The 21,537-nt window shown below is 36.7% G+C and carries 14 protein-coding genes and 1 tRNA gene; 5 read left to right on the forward strand and 10 right to left on the reverse strand.

Annotated elements, in window-relative coordinates:
- Positions 1-113: 113 nt before the first annotated feature.
- The 7 genes from galE to EPA86_RS07585 form a co-directional block, all read right to left on the reverse strand.
- Positions 114-1,136, reverse strand: a complete 1,023-nt coding sequence (gene galE / locus EPA86_RS07555) for a UDP-glucose 4-epimerase GalE (protein WP_140602829.1) — start codon at positions 1,134-1,136, stop codon at positions 114-116.
- A 38-nt stretch (positions 1,137-1,174) separates the two neighbouring features.
- Entirely contained in the window at positions 1,175-2,137 is a 963-nt protein-coding gene (locus tag EPA86_RS07560) for a DHH family phosphoesterase (RefSeq protein WP_140602830.1), read from the reverse strand.
- A 95-nt stretch (positions 2,138-2,232) separates the two neighbouring features.
- The gene (gene cysC, locus EPA86_RS07565) at positions 2,233-2,835 is read right to left on the reverse strand and encodes an adenylyl-sulfate kinase (RefSeq protein WP_140602831.1); all 603 of its coding nucleotides are present in this window, start codon (positions 2,833-2,835) and stop codon (positions 2,233-2,235) included.
- A gap of 23 nt (positions 2,836-2,858) precedes the next feature.
- A complete protein-coding gene (locus EPA86_RS07570; protein ID WP_140602832.1) occupies positions 2,859-4,586 on the reverse strand; it encodes an SLC13 family permease in 1,728 nt (575 codons plus the stop codon).
- 41 nt (positions 4,587-4,627) lie between these two features.
- Positions 4,628-6,031 (reverse strand): sulfate adenylyltransferase subunit CysN, encoded by a 1,404-nt coding sequence (gene cysN / locus EPA86_RS07575; protein WP_140602833.1) that lies wholly within the window; start codon positions 6,029-6,031, stop codon positions 4,628-4,630.
- Positions 6,032-6,152: 121 nt separating this feature from the next.
- Positions 6,153-7,052 carry a sulfate adenylyltransferase subunit CysD gene (gene cysD, locus EPA86_RS07580; RefSeq protein WP_140602834.1) on the reverse strand — a complete coding sequence of 300 codons (900 nt, stop codon included), beginning with the start codon at positions 7,050-7,052 and terminating at the stop codon, positions 6,153-6,155.
- Positions 7,053-7,269: 217 nt separating this feature from the next.
- On the reverse strand, positions 7,270-7,596 hold the full coding sequence (locus EPA86_RS07585; RefSeq protein ID WP_140602835.1) for a ComEA family DNA-binding protein: 327 nt from the start codon (positions 7,594-7,596) through the stop codon (positions 7,270-7,272).
- 404 nt (positions 7,597-8,000) lie between these two features.
- Between EPA86_RS07585 and mfd the strand changes: the two genes are divergently transcribed.
- From mfd to EPA86_RS07605, 4 genes are all read left to right on the forward strand, one after another.
- Positions 8,001-11,588, forward strand: a complete 3,588-nt coding sequence (gene mfd / locus EPA86_RS07590) for a transcription-repair coupling factor (RefSeq protein ID WP_140602836.1) — start codon at positions 8,001-8,003, stop codon at positions 11,586-11,588.
- A gap of 240 nt (positions 11,589-11,828) precedes the next feature.
- Entirely contained in the window at positions 11,829-13,607 is a 1,779-nt protein-coding gene (locus EPA86_RS07595) for a CsiV family protein (RefSeq protein WP_140602837.1), read from the forward strand.
- A gap of 44 nt (positions 13,608-13,651) precedes the next feature.
- Positions 13,652-13,939, forward strand: coding sequence for a DUF1244 domain-containing protein (locus tag EPA86_RS07600; RefSeq protein WP_140602838.1), 288 nt, complete (start codon positions 13,652-13,654; stop codon positions 13,937-13,939).
- An 857-nt stretch (positions 13,940-14,796) separates the two neighbouring features.
- Positions 14,797-17,460, forward strand: a complete 2,664-nt coding sequence (locus EPA86_RS07605) for a collagenase (protein WP_140602839.1) — start codon at positions 14,797-14,799, stop codon at positions 17,458-17,460.
- Positions 17,461-17,634: 174 nt separating this feature from the next.
- On the opposite strand, the gene EPA86_RS07610 is transcribed toward EPA86_RS07605, so the two are convergent.
- From EPA86_RS07610 to gltX, 3 genes are all read right to left on the reverse strand, one after another.
- The gene (locus tag EPA86_RS07610; RefSeq protein WP_140602840.1) at positions 17,635-18,984 is read right to left on the reverse strand and encodes a DEAD/DEAH box helicase; all 1,350 of its coding nucleotides are present in this window, start codon (positions 18,982-18,984) and stop codon (positions 17,635-17,637) included.
- 111 nt (positions 18,985-19,095) lie between these two features.
- Positions 19,096-19,617 carry a hypothetical protein gene (locus EPA86_RS07615; protein WP_140602841.1) on the reverse strand — a complete coding sequence of 174 codons (522 nt, stop codon included), beginning with the start codon at positions 19,615-19,617 and terminating at the stop codon, positions 19,096-19,098.
- A 119-nt stretch (positions 19,618-19,736) separates the two neighbouring features.
- Positions 19,737-21,149, reverse strand: coding sequence for a glutamate--tRNA ligase (gene gltX, locus EPA86_RS07620; RefSeq protein WP_140602842.1), 1,413 nt, complete (start codon positions 21,147-21,149; stop codon positions 19,737-19,739).
- A gap of 298 nt (positions 21,150-21,447) precedes the next feature.
- On the opposite strand from gltX, the gene EPA86_RS07625 reads away from it, so the two are divergent.
- Positions 21,448-21,523 (forward strand) — tRNA-Val (locus tag EPA86_RS07625).
- Positions 21,524-21,537 lie beyond the last annotated feature (14 nt).

Here is a 21,537-nt window from a genome sequence, read left to right on the forward strand (position 1 = left end):
GCCTCATATGGCCTTAAAATACAAAACGCCTGATGAAATTCATCAGGCGTTTTAGAAAAAAAGTGTCAACCTATATCAGGACAACACAGTAAATGATTTTTGCCTACAACTTACTATTCATATCCATTAGGATTTTTAGACTGCCATCGCCACGTGTCAGTGATCATGTCAACTAAAGTATATTGTGTTTGCCAAGCTAATAATTCACCAGCAAGGGCAGCATCAGCAAATACTGTTGCCAAATCCCCTGCTCTTCTTGGCACTATTTTATATGGTATTTCAACACCACTAATCTCAGCAAAAGTATTAACAATATCTAATACTGACGTGCCATTACCTGTACCTAAGTTAATGGCTTGGCAACCATTAATATTTTCTAACTGCTGAAGCGCCTTGATATGACCTTGAGCTAAGTCTACAACATGGATGTAATCTCTAACGCCAGTTCCATCAGGTGTATCATAGTCATCACCAAATATTTGTAGCTGCTGCAATCGTCCAACAGCAACTTGTGATACATAAGGTAATAAATTATTTGGAATACCATTTGGACTCTCGCCAATTAATCCTGATTGATGAGCGCCAATAGGATTAAAGTAACGCAGACAAGCAATTGACCAACTTGGATCACTCTTGGCCAAATCAAACAAAATATTTTCGACCATGAGCTTGGTTTGACCATATGGGTTCGTCGCCGAGGTGGTCATACTTTCATCAAGGGGGGAGACATTACCACCATAAACCGTTGCTGAAGAGCTAAACACCAATTTTTTAACATGATGCTTTTTCATTACCTGCAATAAAGTTACCGTGCCAGAAACATTATTTTCATAGTATGCTAATGGTTTCTCGTTAGATTCACCTACCGCTTTTAAACCTGCAAAGTGTATGACTGAATCAATATCATATTGCGTAAATACTTGTTCTAATGCGCATTCATCACGGATATCAGCTTCAATAAAAGTGACACTTTTATCACAAATTTGAGTAATTCTATCGAGCACTTTTGTCGATGAATTTGATAAGTTATCAACGATAACAATATCTTGACTTAATGTATCATCAGTTAATTGCAAAAGTTCAACTACAGTATGACTACCTATATATCCTGTTCCACCGGTAATTAATAAGCTCATTAAATATCCTATAAAATACTTTGTCGTTATTATCTTAATTACTTCTGTTGATAATATTTTGCCACAGTATCAAAAAACTCACCAAGCATTTGTTTAGGTAATGCATTAATGCCTGCGGCAGCGGCTCTTCCACCACCTGTTGGAAATTGAGCACATATATCACCAGCCCCTTTTTTATTGTTAAGTGGCGCTCTCAAGCTAACTGTATAAGAGTTGTCTGAATTTAGCGTTAATACTGCATGCGCTTTATCTGGCGATTGGTTGGCTAACTCATTTCCAAAAACGCCACTAATTCTTCGAGCCCAAGACTCATCAGCAAGTAGAAACGCTTTAAAGTTGGTTTCATCCGCTAAAACTTTCGCAGCTTGTGCACTACTCATATCCGAGTGATAACGCTTTTTCAGTTGACTAAATGCAGAGCCTTGTTCTTCAATTAAACTAAAGGGATCAGGGTAATCTAGTAATATGTTAAATAAATCTGATGGCGAGTAGTATAAGTCATCTAAGTCACGACCATATCCGTTATAATTAATATATGTTCCCAGTTCACACAACAGTGCTTGTTTTTCTTCTGTCAAACCATATTTATTCGCTAGTGACTTAGCTGATGCGATCATGTTATCACCAAACGCTGCCGCAATAGCCCAGTTAACATACTCTGCTTTTAAGTAATCGTTCACTAATAAGCTAGTACACGTATTAGGATCAGTATTTATAATACTCGTTAAGTAGTCAGATTGTGGAATATCGCCACTGCGGTGATGATCAATATAAATAACAGATATTTCTTTAGCCAAAAGCTCTTTTAAAGGCTGAAGATTTTTCTCAAGAGAAATATCTAATACCGTAACTGAGCTTGCTTGCTCAACATCAACTTGTTTTAACAAACTAATGTCTCGCTTAACACCAGTAACTAACTGACTTTGTTTTGGAGAAGACAACCTAAGCTGCAATAAAGCAATGATACCATCAGCATCACCGTTGAAGACATCATAATGCATAATAATCTCTTAAGAATTGTATTGGATTAAAGAGGTTAACAAAGTGTTTTCTTATCGGTAAAGTTAACCTCACCACTGAATTGAAATTTTTGATGTTAAGAACTGATGAACTGGCGCTCTATTAAGTAATTAACTATTTGTTGAGCACAAGCTTCAATAGACTGCTCAGCTGTTTTCACATGTATTTGAGGTGACTCTGGCACATCATAAGTAGAGTCTATCCCTGTGAAGTCTTTAATTTCACCAGCACGTGCTTTTTTATACAAGCCCTTTGGATCACGTTGTTCGCAGACCTCTATTGGGGTATCAATAAAGACTTCAATAAACTCACCTTGCTCAAGCTTAGCTTTTGCCATCGCTCTATCTGAAGCAAAAGGTGAAATAAATGCAGTTGATACGATAACACCGGCATCAAGAAATAATTTAGCCACTTCAGATATACGACGAATATTTTCAACACGAGCTTCATCGCTAAAGCCTAAATCACCATTGAGGCCATGTCTTACATTATCACCATCTAGTAAATAACTATGACAAGTCCGTTCAAATAACAATGCATCTACCGCATTGGCAACGGTTGATTTTCCTGAGCCACTTAAGCCCGTATACCAAAGCAAACAAGGTTTTTGCTTTTTCAGCTCTGCTCTTTGCTGCTTAGTTACCTGTTGGTCATGCCATACAGTATTGTCTGTTTTCATTAATATTTACTCGACTTGCCGTATTAAAATGGAAAAATAATCGGGATCATTATCATAACCGTGACACTATAAACCACAGAAATTGGAAGCCCAAATTTTATAAAATCACTAAGTTGATAGTTACCCGCATTGTAAACCATGACGTTAGTTTGATAACCATATGGGCTGATAAAGCTACCACTGGCAGCAAAAGCAACGGCCATAACAAAAGGTATCGGATCAACATTCAAACCAAGGGCAATATTATATGCAATTGGAAATGATAGCGCGGCAGCGGCACTGTTTGTTATCAATTCTGTCATGACTAACGTTAATATAAAAATAACAATGAAAGTTAAATAGACACTCTGACCATGTAATAGTGACTCTATGCCTGAAGCAATATTCGATGCAATGCCTGTATTCTCAATAGCGGTTGCTAAGGTTAGTGCCCCAAGTACTATCATCCAAATTTCTAAAGGAAAGCGTCTTTTAATTTCATTAACCGTTAATGAGCCACTAAATATTAAGTAGGCGACATAAACAAAAAGTGTGCTTAATAAAGAGATAGGTGTAAAAACTGAAACCGCAATTGCAATTAAAAAGCCCCAAACAGTGCTATAATCTCGCCATCCACTGAGCATATTTTCAGTTTGTCGTCCGGATAAAATAAAAAAATTTTTACTTAAGTTAGTTCGGGTTGAAAAGTCTTGCCCTACAGCTAATACTAAAAAGTCACCTGACTTAAGAACAATATCGCCCAGTTTCCCTGAAAGTGACGTACCCTCTCGCCTAACAGCAACAACAGCCGCATCAAATCTAGCACGAAAACCTGCTTTCTTGAGCGTTTTTCCTGCAATAGCAGAGTCAGGCTTTAACAAGACTTCTGTTAAATTTTCTTGTAATAAATCATCTTGCTGAGCAAAAAGAGTTAAGCCATCAAATTGTTGCAGCGTTAAGACTTTTGAAATATCTCCGCTAAAAATTAACTTATCACTCGCTTGGACATTCTCTTCAGGGGTAACGGGAGATATGAGCTTTCCTTGTCTGACAATTTCCACTAGAAAAAGTGAGTCCAAATTTCTTAAACCGTTCTCTTCAATATTTTTACCGATTAAGGAGGATGACACCGAGACTTCTGCTTCTAGCAAATAGTCATTTGTTTGTAGTTCATCTTCTTCTATTAACGGTAGTGAATTTGCTCTTAATAAAATGATAAATAAACAACTAATTAGGGCAACTAAACCTATAGCGGTAAAGTCAAAAAAGCTAAAGCCACTGCTGCCCTGTTTTAACATTAAACTGTTTACAATTAAATTAGTGGAGGTACCAACTAAAGTCAGCGTTCCACCTAAAATAGCGGCAAAAGATAGAGGTAGTAGCAACTTTCCAGCATTAATAAGCTTATTTTTCTTTACCGTGCTAATTAAAGTGGCGACGACGGCGGTATTACTCATTAAGGCAGAAGCAAACGCAGTGCCGAGTAATAACCTTACAGTAGACTTTATTTTTGAGCCGTTGAATACACTCGCAGACAGACGTCTCAGTATACTCGTACGCTCAAATGAAAAAGAACATAGCACCAACAGTATTAATGTTACAAGCCCAGGGTTAACGGCATTAGATAAAATATCTTCAACAGAAACAAAAGATAATGCTAAGCATAGTAATACAGTAACAGAGAACACTCGTTCTGGTGCCCTTTGAAACTTGACTAAACTGGCGAAAGTGGCAATAAATACACCGATCATCAACCACTGTTCAACTGTCATTAATCATACCTAATATAGCGTTTGTGATATTACGAACTTGTTTACGCTTTAGTGATATCGCGAGCACCCCAATGTGGGAAATGTTTACGAACTAAAGTATTAAATTCAAGTTCAAACGCTGAATATTCATGAACTTTTTCATCTAGGGCATGATTTATCATCCCTGCACCAACGGTAATATTGCTTAAACGATCAACAATAATAAATGCCCCTGTCCCTTTGTTATCCTGATAAGGGTCAAAATGCAAGGTTTCACCAACAACAAAATCTACAGTACCAATATCATTTACTGCAAGTTGAGAACTTGGTAATTTTTCCATCGTGTTGATATCGAACTTATTCGCGATAGAGCCCGCATGCCCTGTTGTTACTTTACTTCCATGCTTGATAAAGTATTCTCGACCTGGTTCAAGCTCATTTTCATGCATCCAAACAACCGTGGCATTAAACTCTTTTGCCGATGTAGGTAAATTTCCCTTTTTAACAATAATTTCACCACGAGAAATATCAATTTCATCTTCCAAAGTGATTGTTACTGCCATCCCCTTATCAGCGCGCTCTAGATTTCCATCAAAGGTAACAATTTCTTTAACAACACTTTCTTTACCTGATGGTAATGCAACAATAGTATCGCCAACTAAAACATGTCCAGATGCGATTGTTCCTGCAAAGCCTCTAAAGTCTAAGTTTGGACGATTTACATATTGCACTTGGAAACGAAATTGTGTGAATTCATTCTGCTCTTTAACATCAATAGTATTTAATAACTTCATTAATGTGGCACCAGGGTACCAAGGCATGTTTTCACTTTCTTCTACAACATTATCGCCATTAAGTGCCGACATGGGTACAAAGCGTACATCATTAAAGTTCAATGACTCGGTGAATTCACGGTATTCTTTTTTAATGGCTTGATATCGCTCTTGAGAGTAATCAACTAAATCCATTTTATTAACGGCAACAACAATATGCTTGATACCAAGTAATGAACAGATAAATGAATGGCGTCTGGTTTGTGTTTGAACACCGTATCTTGCATCAATCAAAATAATTGCTAAATCACATGTTGAAGCACCAGTTGCCATGTTACGTGTATATTGCTCGTGACCCGGAGTATCTGCGATAATAAACTTACGCTTGTCTGTTGAAAAATAACGATAGGCAACATCGATGGTAATGCCCTGCTCTCGCTCAGATTGTAAGCCATCCACTAATAACGCTAAATCAACTGCTTCACCTGTTGTTCCTGATTTTTTAGAATCATTCTCTATAGCAGCTAATTGATCTTCAAATATCATTTTAGAATCATGCAGTAATCGGCCGATTAAGGTGCTTTTACCATCATCAACACTGCCACAGGTTAGAAACCTAACAAGTTCTTTATTTTCATGCTGTTTCAAATAAGCTTGGATATCACTTTCTATTAAGTCTGATTGATGACTCATTTTTTTTCCTTAGTCAACCAAAGCAATACGAGCTTTGGTTCATTATCAAATTAAATGCTACTGTTAATTATGTTAATTTCTTTTGGCAACTTAAACGGTGGAAATTGCCATTAATACCTGATTAGAAGTAACCTTCCATCTTCTTCTTCTCCATCGAACCAGCAGAATCATGATCAATAACTCGACCTTGTCGTTCAGATGTTTTAGTTAACAGCATTTCTTGAATGATTTCTGGTAACGTTGCCGCCTCAGATTCAACCGCTCCCGTAAGCGGGTAACAACCTAATGTTCTAAAACGAACATTTTTCATTTGAATTTCTTCATCATCAGCAATTGGCATGCGATCATCATCAACCATAATCAAGGTACCATCACGCTCAACTACAGGACGTTTCTCAGATAAATATAAAGGTACAATTGGGATACTTTCTAAATAGATATATTGCCATATATCTAACTCAGTCCAGTTTGATAATGGAAAGACTCGGATACTTTCGCCTTTATTCACTTTACCATTGTAAACATTCCATAATTCAGGGCGTTGACTTTTTGGATCCCAACGATGGTTAGTATCTCTAAACGAATAAACACGCTCTTTTGCACGAGACTTTTCTTCATCTCTTCGTGCGCCACCAAATGCCGCATCAAAACCATATTTATTTAATGCTTGCTTTAGTGCTTGAGTTTTCATGACATCAGTATGTTTAGCACTACCATGAGTAAATGGGCCAATCCCCATTGCTAACCCTTCTGGATTTTTATGTACTAATAACTCAAAACCATAGTCTTTCGCCATTTGATCACGAAATGCTATCATTTCTTTAAATTTCCAATCAGTATCAACATGTAAAAGAGGAAAAGGAATTTTACCTGGAGCAAAGGCTTTTCGAGCTAAGTGTAGCAATACAGCAGAGTCTTTACCTACCGAATAAAGCATAACAGGGTTATCAAATTCAGCAGCTACTTCACGAAAAATATGGATTGATTCAGCTTCAAGCTTTTTTAAATGGGTTAAATTCATTTGTCAGTACAAACTATGATGAAAAATTATGAGGTAATAGTGCCACAGCTAACTAGAGCTTTCCATATAATAAATAGCTTCAATATAACCAAAAGTAATAAGTATAGTAATTTTTATAGGAAATACATTTTTATTGAAAAACACTCCTCAAATAAAAAGAAAAACCAGCTAAAAAGCTGGTTTGAATATTAATTTAAACAACGCTAACATCAAAAAATCAAAGTGTTATTCTGCCCTTATTATCTTCAATTATTTTTAAACCAATACCTTTGACAGCTGTTAATTGTTCGATGCTGGTGTATTTACCTATCTCATTTCTATATTGCACTATTGCTTCAGCTCTATGAGAGCCAACACCTTTTAAAGTTTGCAATTGTGCTACATCAGAGACATTGATATTTACTGGTTGTAAATTTTCTTGTGATATAGCTTTAGTTGCTACCTGTTGGCTAGCCTTAGTATCAGCTTTGGCAAGAGACGCCCCACTAAAAGCTATAACTGTAACTGATAAAGTAGCTAACAATAGTTTTTTTGATATATTCATATTCAATCCTTGTTTTATCCATTTAATAATCCATGTATCTCATAAGTGATCATCATAATTTACTGATAATTCACTCAATACTCATATAATAACTTTTCTTTCATCTTCATGATTCAAGAACAACAAAGTCATTACTCTTATGTCTAGTCAAATAATTACGCCTTGTCAAAAATGGAATACAAAATAAAGAATGCAAATTGGTAAATATAAAAATAACGACACAAATACTAGCGATTTAATGCCAGCTTATTTAGAATATTCATCATATAAAATGTTTATTGTTCACTAGCTAATATTAACAGAGACGCTAACACTCATTGATTAAGCCATAATGGCTTTGTAAATGCTTTTTCATCTTCATATTAGTCACCCTATAAAAAATAATACAAAGTGTAATAAGTAAAATGACCAGCCTGTTAACCCCTGTTATAGCAAAACGTCGCGGCAAAACTGCCGATAAAAAAAATTGGCATAACCTTTTTGGTAGCAGTACAAGCTTAGCCATATTTAATGCTGCCAAAGCAGCTGATAAGCCAGTAGTTATTATCACTCACGATACACCATCGGCATTACGCTTAGAGCAAGAAATATTAAGCCTGCAATCCAATGAAGAAAGTTCATTATCTATTTGCCTATTTCCTGACTGGGAAACATTACCTTATGATACGTTTTCTCCTCATCAAGATATCATTTCTCAGCGACTGGCTACCTTATATCAATTATCGCGCATGCAACAAGGTATTGTTATTGTGCCAGTTACAACCTTGGCGCAAAAACTAGCACCAAAACAATACATTGAGGCAAACAGCTTACAAGTAAAAACCGGCGATAAAAAAGACTTACATCAATTACGCCAAGAACTAGAAGCAAATGGTTATCGTTGTGTTGAGCAGGTCATGGAGCATGGTGAGTTTTCAGCTCGTGGCGCAATTTTAGATTTATTTCCTATGGGCAGTCATAGCCCATTTCGACTAGATTTCTTTGATGATGAAATTGATGAAATCAGACTATTTGACCCTGAAAATCAGCGTTCAAGTGATAAAATCGATAAGATTAACCTATTGCCAGCCCATGAATTCCCAACAGATAAAGAGGGAATTAATTTATTTCGCAGCCAATACCGAGAACAATTTAAAAGCAGCATAGATAAAGAATCTATTTATCATCAAGTAAGCAATGGTATTTTACCTCCAGGTATAGAATATTACTTACCGCTATTTTTCAATGAAACCAATACCCTTTGCGACTATTTTGCAGAAGATACTTTAACTATTGTCTATGGCGATTTACAAAAGTCTTTATCTCAATACTGGCTTGATATTGACTATCGATATGAAAACCGTCGATACGATCCAACTCGACCATTATTACCACCAGAGCGTTTGTTTTTATCATCAGAAGCATTATTTACAGCATTAAAACCTTTTGACCGTATTGTCGTAAAATCACCTGTAATAAATCAATTTAGCAGTGATGAAAGTCATCATGAGAATCTAGCAAAAGATAACACTGAGTTAGTTACTAAGCCGCACGGCAATGAACAAGAAGAAAAAACTCGACGTAAAGCCAGTGAAATAGAATTTGATGTTAAACCGCTACCTGACTTAACCATAGATCACAAATTGAAATCGCCATTTGAGCTGATTAACGACTTTATAACCAGTAAAACAACACCTCAAAAAGTGCTTTTCGTTGCAGAAAGCCAAGGTAGAAGAGAAAGCGTTTTAGAGCTATTACAACGTGACCATATTAAACCAGCGCTTTTTGACAGTATTGAACAATTTATTGAAAGCAATGAAACTTTAGGGATCACTGTTAATGCCTTAGGCCAAGGCTTTATTTTCCAAAGTAAAGGCAGTGCAATAAAAAATGCCATAGCCTTAGTCACAGAAGCCGAACTTTTAGGCGATCATGTTAGACAAGAAAGACGTAGTGCAAAATCGCAAGATATTCAGGCTGATGCACTCTTTAAAAACCTCGCAGAACTTACCATAGGCCAACCTGTGGTACATATTGAACATGGTATTGGTCGATACTTAGGACTGCAAACATTAGAAACAGGTGGCATAACCACTGAATTCTTAATGTTAAACTATGCTAACGATGCCAAATTATACGTACCTGTTGCTTCCTTACATTTAATTGGCCGATATTCTGGCACTGATAATGAGCATGCCCCACTACATAAACTAGGTAACGATACTTGGAGTAAGGCAAAACAAAAAGCCGCCGAAAAAGTACGTGATGTCGCAGCAGAACTACTCGATATATATGCTAAAAGGGCAAGCCATCACGGACATAGTTTTAAGCGTAATAAAGCAGATTACCAAAGTTTTTGTGATAGTTTTGGCTTTGAAGAGACTTTCGATCAAAAGCAAGCAATCAACGCTGTTATCAGTGACATGTTATCCCCTAAAACTATGGATAGATTGGTTTGTGGCGATGTTGGCTTTGGTAAAACCGAAGTGGCTATGCGCGCCGCCTTTGTGGCGGTAAATGATTCAAAGCAAGTGGCTATTCTAGTACCCACTACTTTACTCGCTCAACAACATTACGAAAATTTTAGAGACAGATTCGCCAACTGGCCTGTCACTATCGAAGTACTATCACGCTTTAAAACCACGAAACAGCAAAATGAAGTCATCGCCAAAGTAGAGTCTGGTCAAATAGATATCTTAATTGGTACACATAAACTTTTGCAGAACAGCATTAAATATAAAGACTTAGGATTGCTCATTGTTGATGAAGAGCATCGCTTTGGTGTCAAACAAAAAGAAAAGATTAAAAAGCTGCGTAGTAACGTTGATATACTCACGCTTACAGCAACCCCTATTCCACGAACTTTAAATATGGCCATGGGAGGCATGCGAGATTTATCCATTATTGCCACTCCACCAGCCAAACGTTTAGCTGTTAAAACGTTTGTAAGACAGCGAGACGATGCGCTAATTCGTGAAGCCATTTTACGTGAAACACTGCGTGGCGGTCAGATTTATTTCTTACATAATCATGTCGATAGCATTGAAAAAACAGCAGCTGATATTCAAGCATTAGTGCCTGAATCTCGAGTGGTAACAGCTCATGGTCAAATGAGAGAAAGAGAACTTGAACGTATCATGAGTGATTTTTATCACCAACGTTTCAATGTCATTGTTTGTACTACCATAATTGAAACAGGTATCGATGTTCCTAGTGCTAATACCATTATCATGGACAGAGCAGATCACTTAGGTCTAGCGCAATTACATCAACTACGTGGCCGTGTCGGTCGTTCGCACCATCAAGCTTATGCCTATTTACTCACGCCCCATGAAAAGCGCATGACCAAAGATGCGAAGAAACGTTTAGAGGCAATTGCATCTTTAGAAGATTTAGGTGCAGGTTTTACTCTAGCAACTCACGATCTGGAGATACGCGGCGCTGGTGAATTACTTGGTGAAGACCAAAGTGGCTCAATGTGCCAAGTAGGTTTTAGCCTTTATATGGAAATGCTCGATCAGGCAGTTGCTGCGTTAAAAGAAGGTAAGCAATTATCCCTTGATCAAGTTATGTCAAACCAAACAGAAGTTGATTTACGCATACCAGCGCTACTGCCAGATGACTATATTTTTGATGTAAGCCTTAGATTAAGCTTATACAAACGTATTGCCAGTTGTAAAAACAAACAAGCGCTTGATGATATCCAAGTAGAACTCATTGATCGATTTGGTTTACTGCCACAAGCAACGAAAAACCTTATCCATATAGCTAAACTTCGACTTAAAGCGCAAAAGCTTGGCATATCCCGTATAGAGGCTAGTGCTACTGGCGGCTCTTTCGAGTTTTCTAACAATACTCAGATAGATCCAATGAAAATTATTGGCTTAATTCAACAACAGCCAGCTATGTATAAAATGGGCGGACAAAGTAAATTAAAATTTGTCAAAAACAGTGAGGACAGCCAAGAGCGTTTCACTGTAGTGACTAATATATTGAACCTATTAGCAAAATAACGATACTATGTAGGCTAGTGAGCAAAAAGTTTTAATTATTGTTAGTGTCTAGTGATAGCTATAACTAAACTAAAACTAAGCTAAAATTAAGTTAAAATTAAAACCAAATAATAACTGATTCATAACTAAGGCCTAGCCTAAGTATATGCTGTGTAAATACGAGGCGTATTGTTTGGTGACTTTTAATATTTACTTAGAAAAGAACAAGCAAAAGCATTTACAAAAAGAGCCATATACTTAATGAAACAAAATTTAAATAAGCTATCAGTTTTTATAAAAACTACACTCTGTACAAGCTTATTATGCTTAGCCACACCAAGCTATGGCGCGAAAGAAAAAGCGCCTCGCTGGTTTGAAATTGAAGTCATCCTCTTTAAACAGTTAGGCGACAAAAAACTGTTAAAAGAACAATTCCCTGATGAGGTCATGAAACCCAGCGCAAAACGCTCTTTTGATTTACTCTCTGACTTTTTGCAACCTGATATAAAATCCCTTAAACAAAAGCTCCCTTTTTGCCAAGAGTTGAATTCGTCAGAAAAATTTTACAAAAGTGACTTTATTGCTCAAGCAAGGAATACTGATTTCGTTTTATATCAATCACAAGCGCAATTTTCTACCAAGTCGTTAACTGAAATTGAAGCTATGCCTGTTAATGCTGAGCTAAACCTTGCGTTAATTGAAAATGGTCAAGCTGAACTGGCAGCCGAACAAGACATAACTAATAGCAACAATTTTAATAATGCTGTTTCAGAATCGCTTCAACAAGAGAACCAAGAAGTTCATAGCAACGAAAGCCGTGAAGTTACTGATGAGAACATAGATAGCACTACTATCGTTGATAACAATGTTAACGCTGACAACATTGCAAACCTTAATGTTGAGGCTGAGCAGTTAACAGGGTTAACTGAAGAGCAAATCCAGTTATTAGAATTAGCCGAACAAGAATTCTCATTAATACAGTATAAAAATTATAGCTATTACCCCAAACAGCCTAAGAACACCCTTTGCCAAATACCTGAAAGTTTTTTTAAGCAAACCTTATCACCAGAGCAATTAGCATCATTTAATAGCACAGCTTTTAACGTTGAAACTATGCCCCAAAAAATTGCAGCAAGTGGCGTTAGAAAAACACATACACCTTACCTTATCAGCAAAGACTCTTTACGGTTAAATGATGTCACTCAACGACTAAGGTGGAGCAAGAACTTCAAGCCACTAGTACATTTAGGCTGGCGCCAAATTGGAGTTACACGAAATAAAGCAATTCCTATGCAGCTTTTCGCAGGCAAACATTTGGCTTATGAGTATCAGCAACAACTCAAGGGCTATCAAGAATACGTTAATCAGATAAGCGCTAGCGAAATAAATGAACAGCAAGTTAATGCCCTTATTGCACAATTCGCTCAATCATACCCCGCTGAACATATTGATGCTCTGCAAAATGTTGAATTATCAGAAAGTGAAAGTAATAAGCAGATTAATAGTTTAATAAATAGTACCGATGAAGCCACGAATACTCAACAAAATACAGAAGGCAATAGCGAGTTAATCATTAAGCAACAATATATAAATGCGATCATCAACCAAGCAAGCCTGATTAAAAGTGATAATACTGATTATGTGATTAGTCAATTAGGGCAACCAATTGAGCTTTTAGCTCAAAATAATGATGACGGTTTAACCAATGTTACACCAGAGGCCCTTGAAGTTGCGATAATGCCAGAGCCACCAATGCAAAATTGGGAGTTAGATGGTTTATTTAAAGTGCATTTAGATCATTACCTATACATTACTGCTGATTTTAACTTAGTTACAAAGGATGTTAATTCAAATTCTCAGGGCACTGAACATTTAGATGAGCGTAGCAAAAGCAAGCAGATTAGTTTTCAACAAAACCGCCGTGTGATCAGCGGTGAGGTTCACTATTTCGATCACCCTTACATTGGTATGTTAGTACAAATAAGGCGCTTTGATCCAAACAAGTCTGGTGACGACGCAGTTAGCCAAGCGATTAAATAATTTAATGACAATAAGAGCTTTTTATCTCTGAAATAAGGTAACTCATGGAAAAAGATATTGAAATCCAAGCGGCAGTTTTTCGCCGTTTACTCGCGCATTTAGATAACCGAAAAGATGTACAAAATATTGAGCTAATGAATTTAGCTGGTTTTTGTAGAAACTGTTTTAGCAAATGGACTGTGGCTGAAGCAGAAAAGCTGGGCGTAACAGTGGATATTGATGATGCACGAGAACAGGTCTATGGTATGCCATATAGCGAGTGGAAAGAAAAACATCAGCTACCTGCAACAAAAGAGCAACTAGCTAAATTTAATGAATTAAATAAAAAGTAGTTTTGCATTTTATTTAACCTAAATGGTAACTTGCAAATAATACAATTTGCAAGTTACCATTACATCATTATTCTCTATTCTAGCTCCTTTCTTCTATTAGCCTAACATTAATTAACCTTGATGAAATTTAGCCAACTTACTTAACGTTAACTAACCTTTCATTAGTGAATCTGCCTTTACGAATCGCAGGTATTAACAAAAAATAAAATGCAATATACGTCTAATTCTATTTCACTTAAGATTACTTAACTGCAATTCAAAACTTACTAATGTGATTGGATCATGTTATTGCAAGTTATCATTACAGGTAAGCACGCAATATAAGGGCAGTAAATGAATTCATCGATCATCATTACGCTACCTAGAAGTGAAGAAAGCTCAGCCAAAGGAGTAAAGACTGGAGGGAGGTATTCTATCTGATATTTTCATCATCATGAGTTGCCTATGGATAATTTTTTTAGGCGGCGCACATAAAATTGAAAACTCATTTCTAGGTTACCTCGGCTTTGGTCGTGACGGCCAGTATGCAATATTAATTAAAGCCGCAGCCATAATGAGTTTTGCTTACACCTTTTATCATTTTTTTATATCGTAAATTGCATAATCGAATAGCCTTTTGTTTCATTTCAAAATCACGCTTTAAAGACTTTTTTTGTTTTCTGCTTATCACTAACTACTTTGGCCTTTGCAATTTTTCGACAAAGCAATTGAAAAATAGCTACCATCAACCCCTTAGTTGTTTTATATTTTATACCTTATACATAAATTCCATTTTCAAACTTCACTAGCTTACATGATTAATTAGGTTTTACGGCTTAATAAAAAAATGTAACTTATTGATTATAACAGGATAATACATGCGTAGTTCTCGATATTTGTTATACCCGCTAACTCCTCTATTCTTTGCTTGTACCACTTCAAGTGAGTTGAGCGAAAGCCCAAAACTACAGCCCACTGTAAATAGTGTTGAAATAATTCAAAATGCTCCTTTAGGTTCAATGCAAAACCCTATTAAATATCAGTTAGGCATACCAGTTAGAAACATTAATACCGATAACCCACTGTATTACACTCTCGATGTGCCAAATGATAAAGCGTCTTTAGTCTTTAGTTTCGCTTGGGGAAAAGATGCTAAAGTTTTAGGTAACCCAGATATCTATGTAAGTCATGAAAAAATCCCAACGGTAGAAAACTATGATTGCCGTGGTACGTGGAAAAAAGGTGATTCAGAACTTTGCGTTTTTGATAAGCCTAAAGCAGGTAAATATTATCTTTTAATTAACCCTGTTATTGATAAGGAAAATAAAGATAATGAAAAGCTGGGAGAATTTGAAGTCAACGACGGCTTATTATTTACCTCTACAGATATCTATAGCATTAACCATGCGTGTGAAAAAGCAACAGCCGATATTCGGGCACAGGCATTAACCGAAAAACAAAAGACTTTTGTTTGTGATCGTTTGGCTATGACGCAAGCGCGATTTCTTAATGATTGGAAAAAAATAGACCCTTATTTTGCCCAGCCTATTGAAGGCGATCTTAATCATAGAGTGGTTGCGGAACTATACGATAGTATCAAAAGTCATAAAACATGGATGAGCTACTTGCAAGATAGCAGAAATAACAGCGGGATTTTCCATGAAGAATCACCCGAAGATCCAAACTCTCCGCAAGCGACCTTTCGTACGTTCAACGGAATTCACTGGACAGGCGGCTTAACACACTACTGGAATTTAGAACATGAATTCGCCCATTACCTAGACGGCAGGCACCTTAAAAAAGGCACCTACTCTACTGCTGTTAATCATATGATCAGCTGGTGGTCGGAAGGTTTAGCGCAACATTTTGGTTTTTGGAATGGCCCAGAAAGACAATTCACTACAGCACATTCAGCTTTTTATCCCAAAAATATTTTAAGCTGTGATAGCGCCTTAACTACTTATGCTGATAATAGTGGTAAAGATACCATCAAAAGCTTCACTATTACCAATGAGTCTAAAGAAGCTATCTTCTTAAAACGTGTTAACTATAACGGTGAGCTTTCTGAAAACAAACAAGCGATTAAGCTTGAGCCAAAACAAAGCTGGAGTGGTTTTAATAAAGGTAATTGGCAGCAAGGTGATCGCTTTATTTTGCGTGATAAAGAAAAAGCTTGTATTGCCGCAGCATCATTGACAGAAGAAACTACATTAGCTTTTAAAGATCATCGTTTATCAGCAAAATATAACACAGCCAGTTTACAAGAAGTATTCCACAAAAAAGTTAACCCATATTCATGGGGACACTTGGCTTTTACTTTCTTATTTGAAGAAAAAACTGCCGATTTAAAACACTTTGTTAGATTAATTAAACAAGGAAAATACACTGAATCTGACGTTTTTCTCGATGCTTTAGCACTACGATATGAAGCAGACTTTCAAGCATGGTTATATTGGGGAACGAAAAAGTCATTCATAGATAGCTTTGAACTCGATGAGAGTAACTTACCATTAAACAGCTATACCACACTTTACGGTGCGGGAGATTGGGGCTTTAAGCTAAGCATAGAAAAAGGTATGCCCAGTTTGACCATTGGCTCTGCTGGCGGTGTCGGTGAATATGACCTACTAATTGGTAAAGGTAGGCCGGTACACAGTGTTGCCTCTCTAAACCAAGATGCGCTGGTTTGTAAAACAGACACACCCGCTGAGCAGCAACCTAAGCAACAATGTGTACTTAGCGATGTTAAAGCTGGTGACTACTACATAACTGTTGATAATGTCTCAGCGATTGCCGTATTAGCTGATACTCATATTTACGCTTGTGCGGGTGAAAACTGTGTTGAGACATTAGCATTACCTGAAGACCCTGCGCCAGAAAGTGTAACGGTTTTACAGCCACCGCGTATTGTTGAATCAGCCGCAATTGATAGCTGTAATCTTACTAGCCCTTATGAGCTAATTCAAAATGAAGAAAAGCAACTTCGAAGTTTTGAAGTGATAAATAATGCTAAAACCAACATTCATTTACAAAGAATTGCCGCCGACACTGGCAAGGTTTCCTCAACAAGGATTGAGCTTAAACCTAATGAGACTTGGCAACCTGAAAAAGCAATTTATGATGATGAACGTATACTTGTTTCTAATAATCAAGGTGAATGCTTAGGTACCATTAAAGCGAAAAAATATCGTCACATTGGCTTTTTTGAAAGAACACCCATTGCTGATAATACTTGTAAACTAAAACAAAGTTACAAAAGCTCAAGTAAATCAGCTAAAAACGCTTCGTTAAGAAATGAAAGTAATCAACATATCTATGCTTTTTGGGTATTTCCAGATCAGGAGGCCAATAAAAAAACCAACGGGCTATTGCGACGTAGTTATTATGCGAGCTTAGCACCTGGGGAAACGTGGGATAACATCACCTGGAGGCATGATGATAGGATCATGCTAGGAAATAATGACGATCCGCACACAGCTGAATGCTTAGCCATTTTAGAAGTAGATAGCGAAAAACATAGTGCTTTTACTATTAATAAATAAAGATAGTAACCCAGTTAAAACTACCAAAAAATAAAAAACGCTGACTTTTAAGTCAGCGTTTTTTATTTACTAGGCTTCATAATTAGAAATGACTAGAATTTATGACTAGTTTTTTTAATTAACTAATACATAACTTCGATCACAAGTTTGTCAGTGTGGGGTTAAATAAAAAACTTATTCAACTTCTTTGAAGTTATCATCTTCCACTTGCTCAGCTGACACAGGCTTCTTTTTCTTAACAATCATCATGTCACCAACATCTTGCCCTTGAAAGAAAGTTTTCTTTGTTGGTTTATTCTGCTTAACAACTTTTTTACTCGCAGGTTTTGTTACTTTCTTTTTAGTAGCTTTTGCTTTAGTTTTCTTAGGTTTAAGCCCTTTGAACTTGGCAACTAAACCACTTACTTCATCAAAAGAAATCGTTTGCTGTAAAAAAGCTTCAACATTTTTAAAACTTAACCAATCTTTAGGTCCAACAAATGAGAGCGCATCGCCCTTACTTCCTGCTCTACCTGTTCTACCAATGCGGTGAACAAACTCCTCCGTATGCTTTGGCATATCAAAATTGATAACGTGAGAAACATTCACTAAATCTAAACCCCGAGAAGCTAAGTCAGTCGTCACAAGAATTTTATGTTGTCCTTTACTAAAGCTTTCCATTATTTGATTTCGTTGGCTTTGATTTAGCTCGCCACTTAAAGCCACAGCATTTAGCCCCTGATCGATGAGCACTGACGCTAGTCTATCGGTATCTTGTCTAGTCGCGGTAAAGATAATAACCTGTTGGTAGGTTTCACTCTCTAGAAAGTGATTCAATAAAGCTTCTTTATGAGCTAAATGGTCAGCCAAATAGAATCGCTTAGTAATGTCTTTATGCTCTGTAAAGCCTGAATCAATTGCAATACGCTTAGGTTTCTTCAGTAAATCAGCAGCAAATTCATTCACCTGTGCATGATCTAATGTTGCTGAGAATAATAAGGTTTGACGTTTTCGGTGATCTGCCGCATTATTAATCTTTCTTAATTGCTCAGCAAAGCCTAAATCAAGCATTCTGTCTGCTTCATCTAAAATAAGTAACTCTAAGCCGTTTAAGTAAAAGTGACCTTGAGAAAGGTGATCAGCTAAGCGTCCGGGTGTTGCTACAATAAAATGTGGGTCTTTTTCTAATACTTTAACTTGGTCATTAAAATTTTCGCCACCAAGTATAAGTACAGATTTAAATTGACTGCCTGAAGTAAATAATCGTAACTGACTAAATACTTGTTTAGCCAATTCGCGCGTTGGCGTTAAAATAACAACGCGAGGATCACGTTTAGATAGTGCTCTATTTCGGTTTAGCCTTTGCATAGCTGGAATTAAAAACGCAAGAGTTTTACCTGATCCTGTTTTAGATGAAGCAATAAGATCATGACCTGCAATAGCAGCAGGTATCGCTTGTTGCTGGATTTCTGTAGGCTCGGTAAATCCTAAATGCTCAACGGCATTCATTAAACGCCTTTCTAACGCGAAATCACTAAATTGCAAACGAAACTCCAATATGTCGATATAAAGACGATATTATAGCGAATCTTATCAAGATAAAGCGAAATATTTTATAAAATTACGGAGCAATTAAAGCTGAACTTAGTTATCCTGCTATTTAAGTGTTTTAAGTTGATTCCACTGCTCAACTGTACCTGCGGATTTTTGATACTCCATCATAACTTGCCATTTACCTTGAACTTTAATTGCTAACGCTTCTAAATTTACATAGTAAATTGTTTTATCGCCACGTTCATCGACAAGCTCATAATAGTACATACCTGTCTCATAAGCCGTTGATTCATCATGTATTCTATTAGAAAAACGAAATTCTACATTCACTTTGTGCTGACCAGACTTAACTTTATCAAAGCCTAAACTCCAACGCTTAAACGCTTTATTGATATGATAGCTTGTATGTTTTTCTCCTAAAACAAGAGTCGCGTCTTGGTGAAATGTATCCCGATAACCGTTAATGTCACCAATAGCTATCGTTCGAGACATTTCTTGCCACATACTATTTAACTCTACTTCAATATCTTTTTTGGCAATGGCAACATTGAAGAGAGTAGTCAATGCCAGTACTAAAAACGTTTTTGCCAGTATTTGTAATAGTTGAAGTAAGACAATTTGCATGTGAGGTACATCCTTTTAACTTAAACATCAAAAAAATACAATATACGATAATTTCTAGATATAAAAAAGCCACTGTAAATTACAATGGCTTTTGTCGTTATAATCTTAGCTAATTAGAATTAACTATTAGCGATACGCTCTTCTACTAACGCTAACGCTAAATCTATGCGTGCTAAGACTTTATTTTTATCCAATAAAGCTAACGTCACATCTAATGATGGGGAGTTACCACCACCTGTTGCTGCAACTCTCAATGGCATACCAACTTTCCCCATGCCAACCTCTAATTCTTCTGCGGTTGCATTAATGGCATTATGAATAACGTCTGCTTGCCAGCTATCTAATGCTGCTAGCTTTTGTTTCACTAATTGCAATGGCTCTTTTGCGACACCGCGTAAGTGCTTTTTAGCCGCTTTTGCTTCAAATTCAGTAAAATCTTGATAAAAGTAGCTAGAAATCTCAGCCATCTCTTTTAATGTTTTAACGCGATCGGCTTGAACTTTCACAATTTCAGCCAATGCTGGACCTTCATCTGTATTGATACCTTGATCGTCCATGTGCCAAGCCAAGTGCTCAGCAACATAACTTGGGTCCATTGTTTTCATATAATGCTGATTAACCCAAATAAGCTTTTCAGTATTAAAGCCTGATGGGGCGCGATTACAATCTTTTAAATCAAATAACTCAATCATTTCTTCACGAGAAAAAATTTCTTGGTCGCCATGTGACCAACCTAAGCGCACTAAATAATTTAATAAGGCTTCAGGTAAATAACCATCATCTCGGTATTGCATAACACTAACTGCGCCATGACGTTTAGATAAACGCTTACCATCATCGCCTAAAATCATAGGAATATGAGCATACTCAGGAACATCAGCACCAAGAGATTTTAAAATATTAATTTGCTTAGGCGTGTTAGAAATATGATCATCACCACGAACTACGTGAGAAACTTTCATATCCCAATCATCAACTACAACAGTTAAGTTATAAGTAGGAGAACCATCAGAACGCGCAATAATTAAATCATCTAGCTGTTCGTTACTAATCGTGATATCACCCTTGACCATATCATTAATAACAACATCACCATCAAGTGGGTTTTTAAAGCGAATCACATATGGCTTATCTTCAGGATAATCTGTACGCTCACGCCATAAACCATTATATTTTTCAATTTCGCCCTTTGCTTTAGCTTCTTCTCGCATCGCTTCAACCTCTTCAGCGGTACAATAACAGCGATAAGCATTACCAGATTCAAGAAGCTGCTCTATAACCTCTTTGTATCTATCGAAACGTTTGGTTTGAAAATAAGGGCCGTGAGTCCAAGCCAAGTTTAACCAATTCATACCATCCATGATGGCATCAACTGATTCTTGAGTTGAACGTTCTAAATCAGTATCTTCAATGCGTAGAATAAAATCCCCACCATTTTTTTGTGCGTATAACCAGCTATATAATGCAGTACGTGCACCACCAACATGGAGGTAGCCCGTAGGACTAGGAGCGAAACGTGTTGTTAAAGTCATAAGAGTCTCAAATATAAAGACTAAATGAAGAAAAATTCATTTAGTTAACTATTAGCTTAAAATTTTGCGGCATTTTATCACTGTGATCAGCTTAATTCACCTAATAGATGAAAATTAACATCTTTTGCTAAACATTCATTTAATGAACTAGTAACTCTGACTAAAAATGCTGAACGTAAAACCAGCGTAATGAACAAAATTAAATCAAACGATATAATGAAATAAAAAAAATAGCTCAATTACAGGTTTTTCTGTTGACAGCTTTATTGATCTGCCTATAATACGCCCCCACAGAGACGGACGATTAGCTCAGTTGGGAGAGCACCGCCCTTACAAGGCGGGGGTCACTGGTTCAAGCCCAGTATCGTCCACCATTCTTTGCCATAAA

Source organism: Litorilituus lipolyticus, from assembly GCF_006439335.1.
GTDB lineage: Bacteria > Pseudomonadota > Gammaproteobacteria > Enterobacterales > Alteromonadaceae > Colwellia > Colwellia lipolytica.

Excerpts from the sequence above, each read along its gene's own strand:
- galE (WP_140602829.1), bottom strand. The coding sequence starts at position 1,136 with ATGAGCTTATTAATTACCGGTGGAACAGGATATATAGGTAGTCATACT.
- EPA86_RS07560 (WP_140602830.1), bottom strand. The coding sequence starts at position 2,137 with ATGCATTATGATGTCTTCAACGGTGATGCTGATGGTATCATTGCTTTA.
- cysC (WP_140602831.1), bottom strand. The coding sequence starts at position 2,835 with ATGAAAACAGACAATACTGTATGGCATGACCAACAGGTAACTAAGCAG.
- EPA86_RS07570 (WP_140602832.1), bottom strand. The coding sequence starts at position 4,586 with ATGACAGTTGAACAGTGGTTGATGATCGGTGTATTTATTGCCACTTTC.
- cysN (WP_140602833.1), bottom strand. The coding sequence starts at position 6,031 with ATGAGTCATCAATCAGACTTAATAGAAAGTGATATCCAAGCTTATTTG.
- cysD (WP_140602834.1), bottom strand. The coding sequence starts at position 7,052 with ATGAATTTAACCCATTTAAAAAAGCTTGAAGCTGAATCAATCCATATT.
- EPA86_RS07585 (WP_140602835.1), bottom strand. The coding sequence starts at position 7,596 with ATGAATATATCAAAAAAACTATTGTTAGCTACTTTATCAGTTACAGTT.
- mfd (WP_140602836.1), top strand. The coding sequence starts at position 8,001 with ATGACCAGCCTGTTAACCCCTGTTATAGCAAAACGTCGCGGCAAAACT.
- EPA86_RS07595 (WP_140602837.1), top strand. The coding sequence starts at position 11,829 with ATGAAACAAAATTTAAATAAGCTATCAGTTTTTATAAAAACTACACTC.
- EPA86_RS07600 (WP_140602838.1), top strand. The coding sequence starts at position 13,652 with ATGGAAAAAGATATTGAAATCCAAGCGGCAGTTTTTCGCCGTTTACTC.
- EPA86_RS07605 (WP_140602839.1), top strand. The coding sequence starts at position 14,797 with ATGCGTAGTTCTCGATATTTGTTATACCCGCTAACTCCTCTATTCTTT.
- EPA86_RS07615 (WP_140602841.1), bottom strand. The coding sequence starts at position 19,617 with ATGCAAATTGTCTTACTTCAACTATTACAAATACTGGCAAAAACGTTT.
- gltX (WP_140602842.1), bottom strand. The coding sequence starts at position 21,149 with ATGACTTTAACAACACGTTTCGCTCCTAGTCCTACGGGCTACCTCCAT.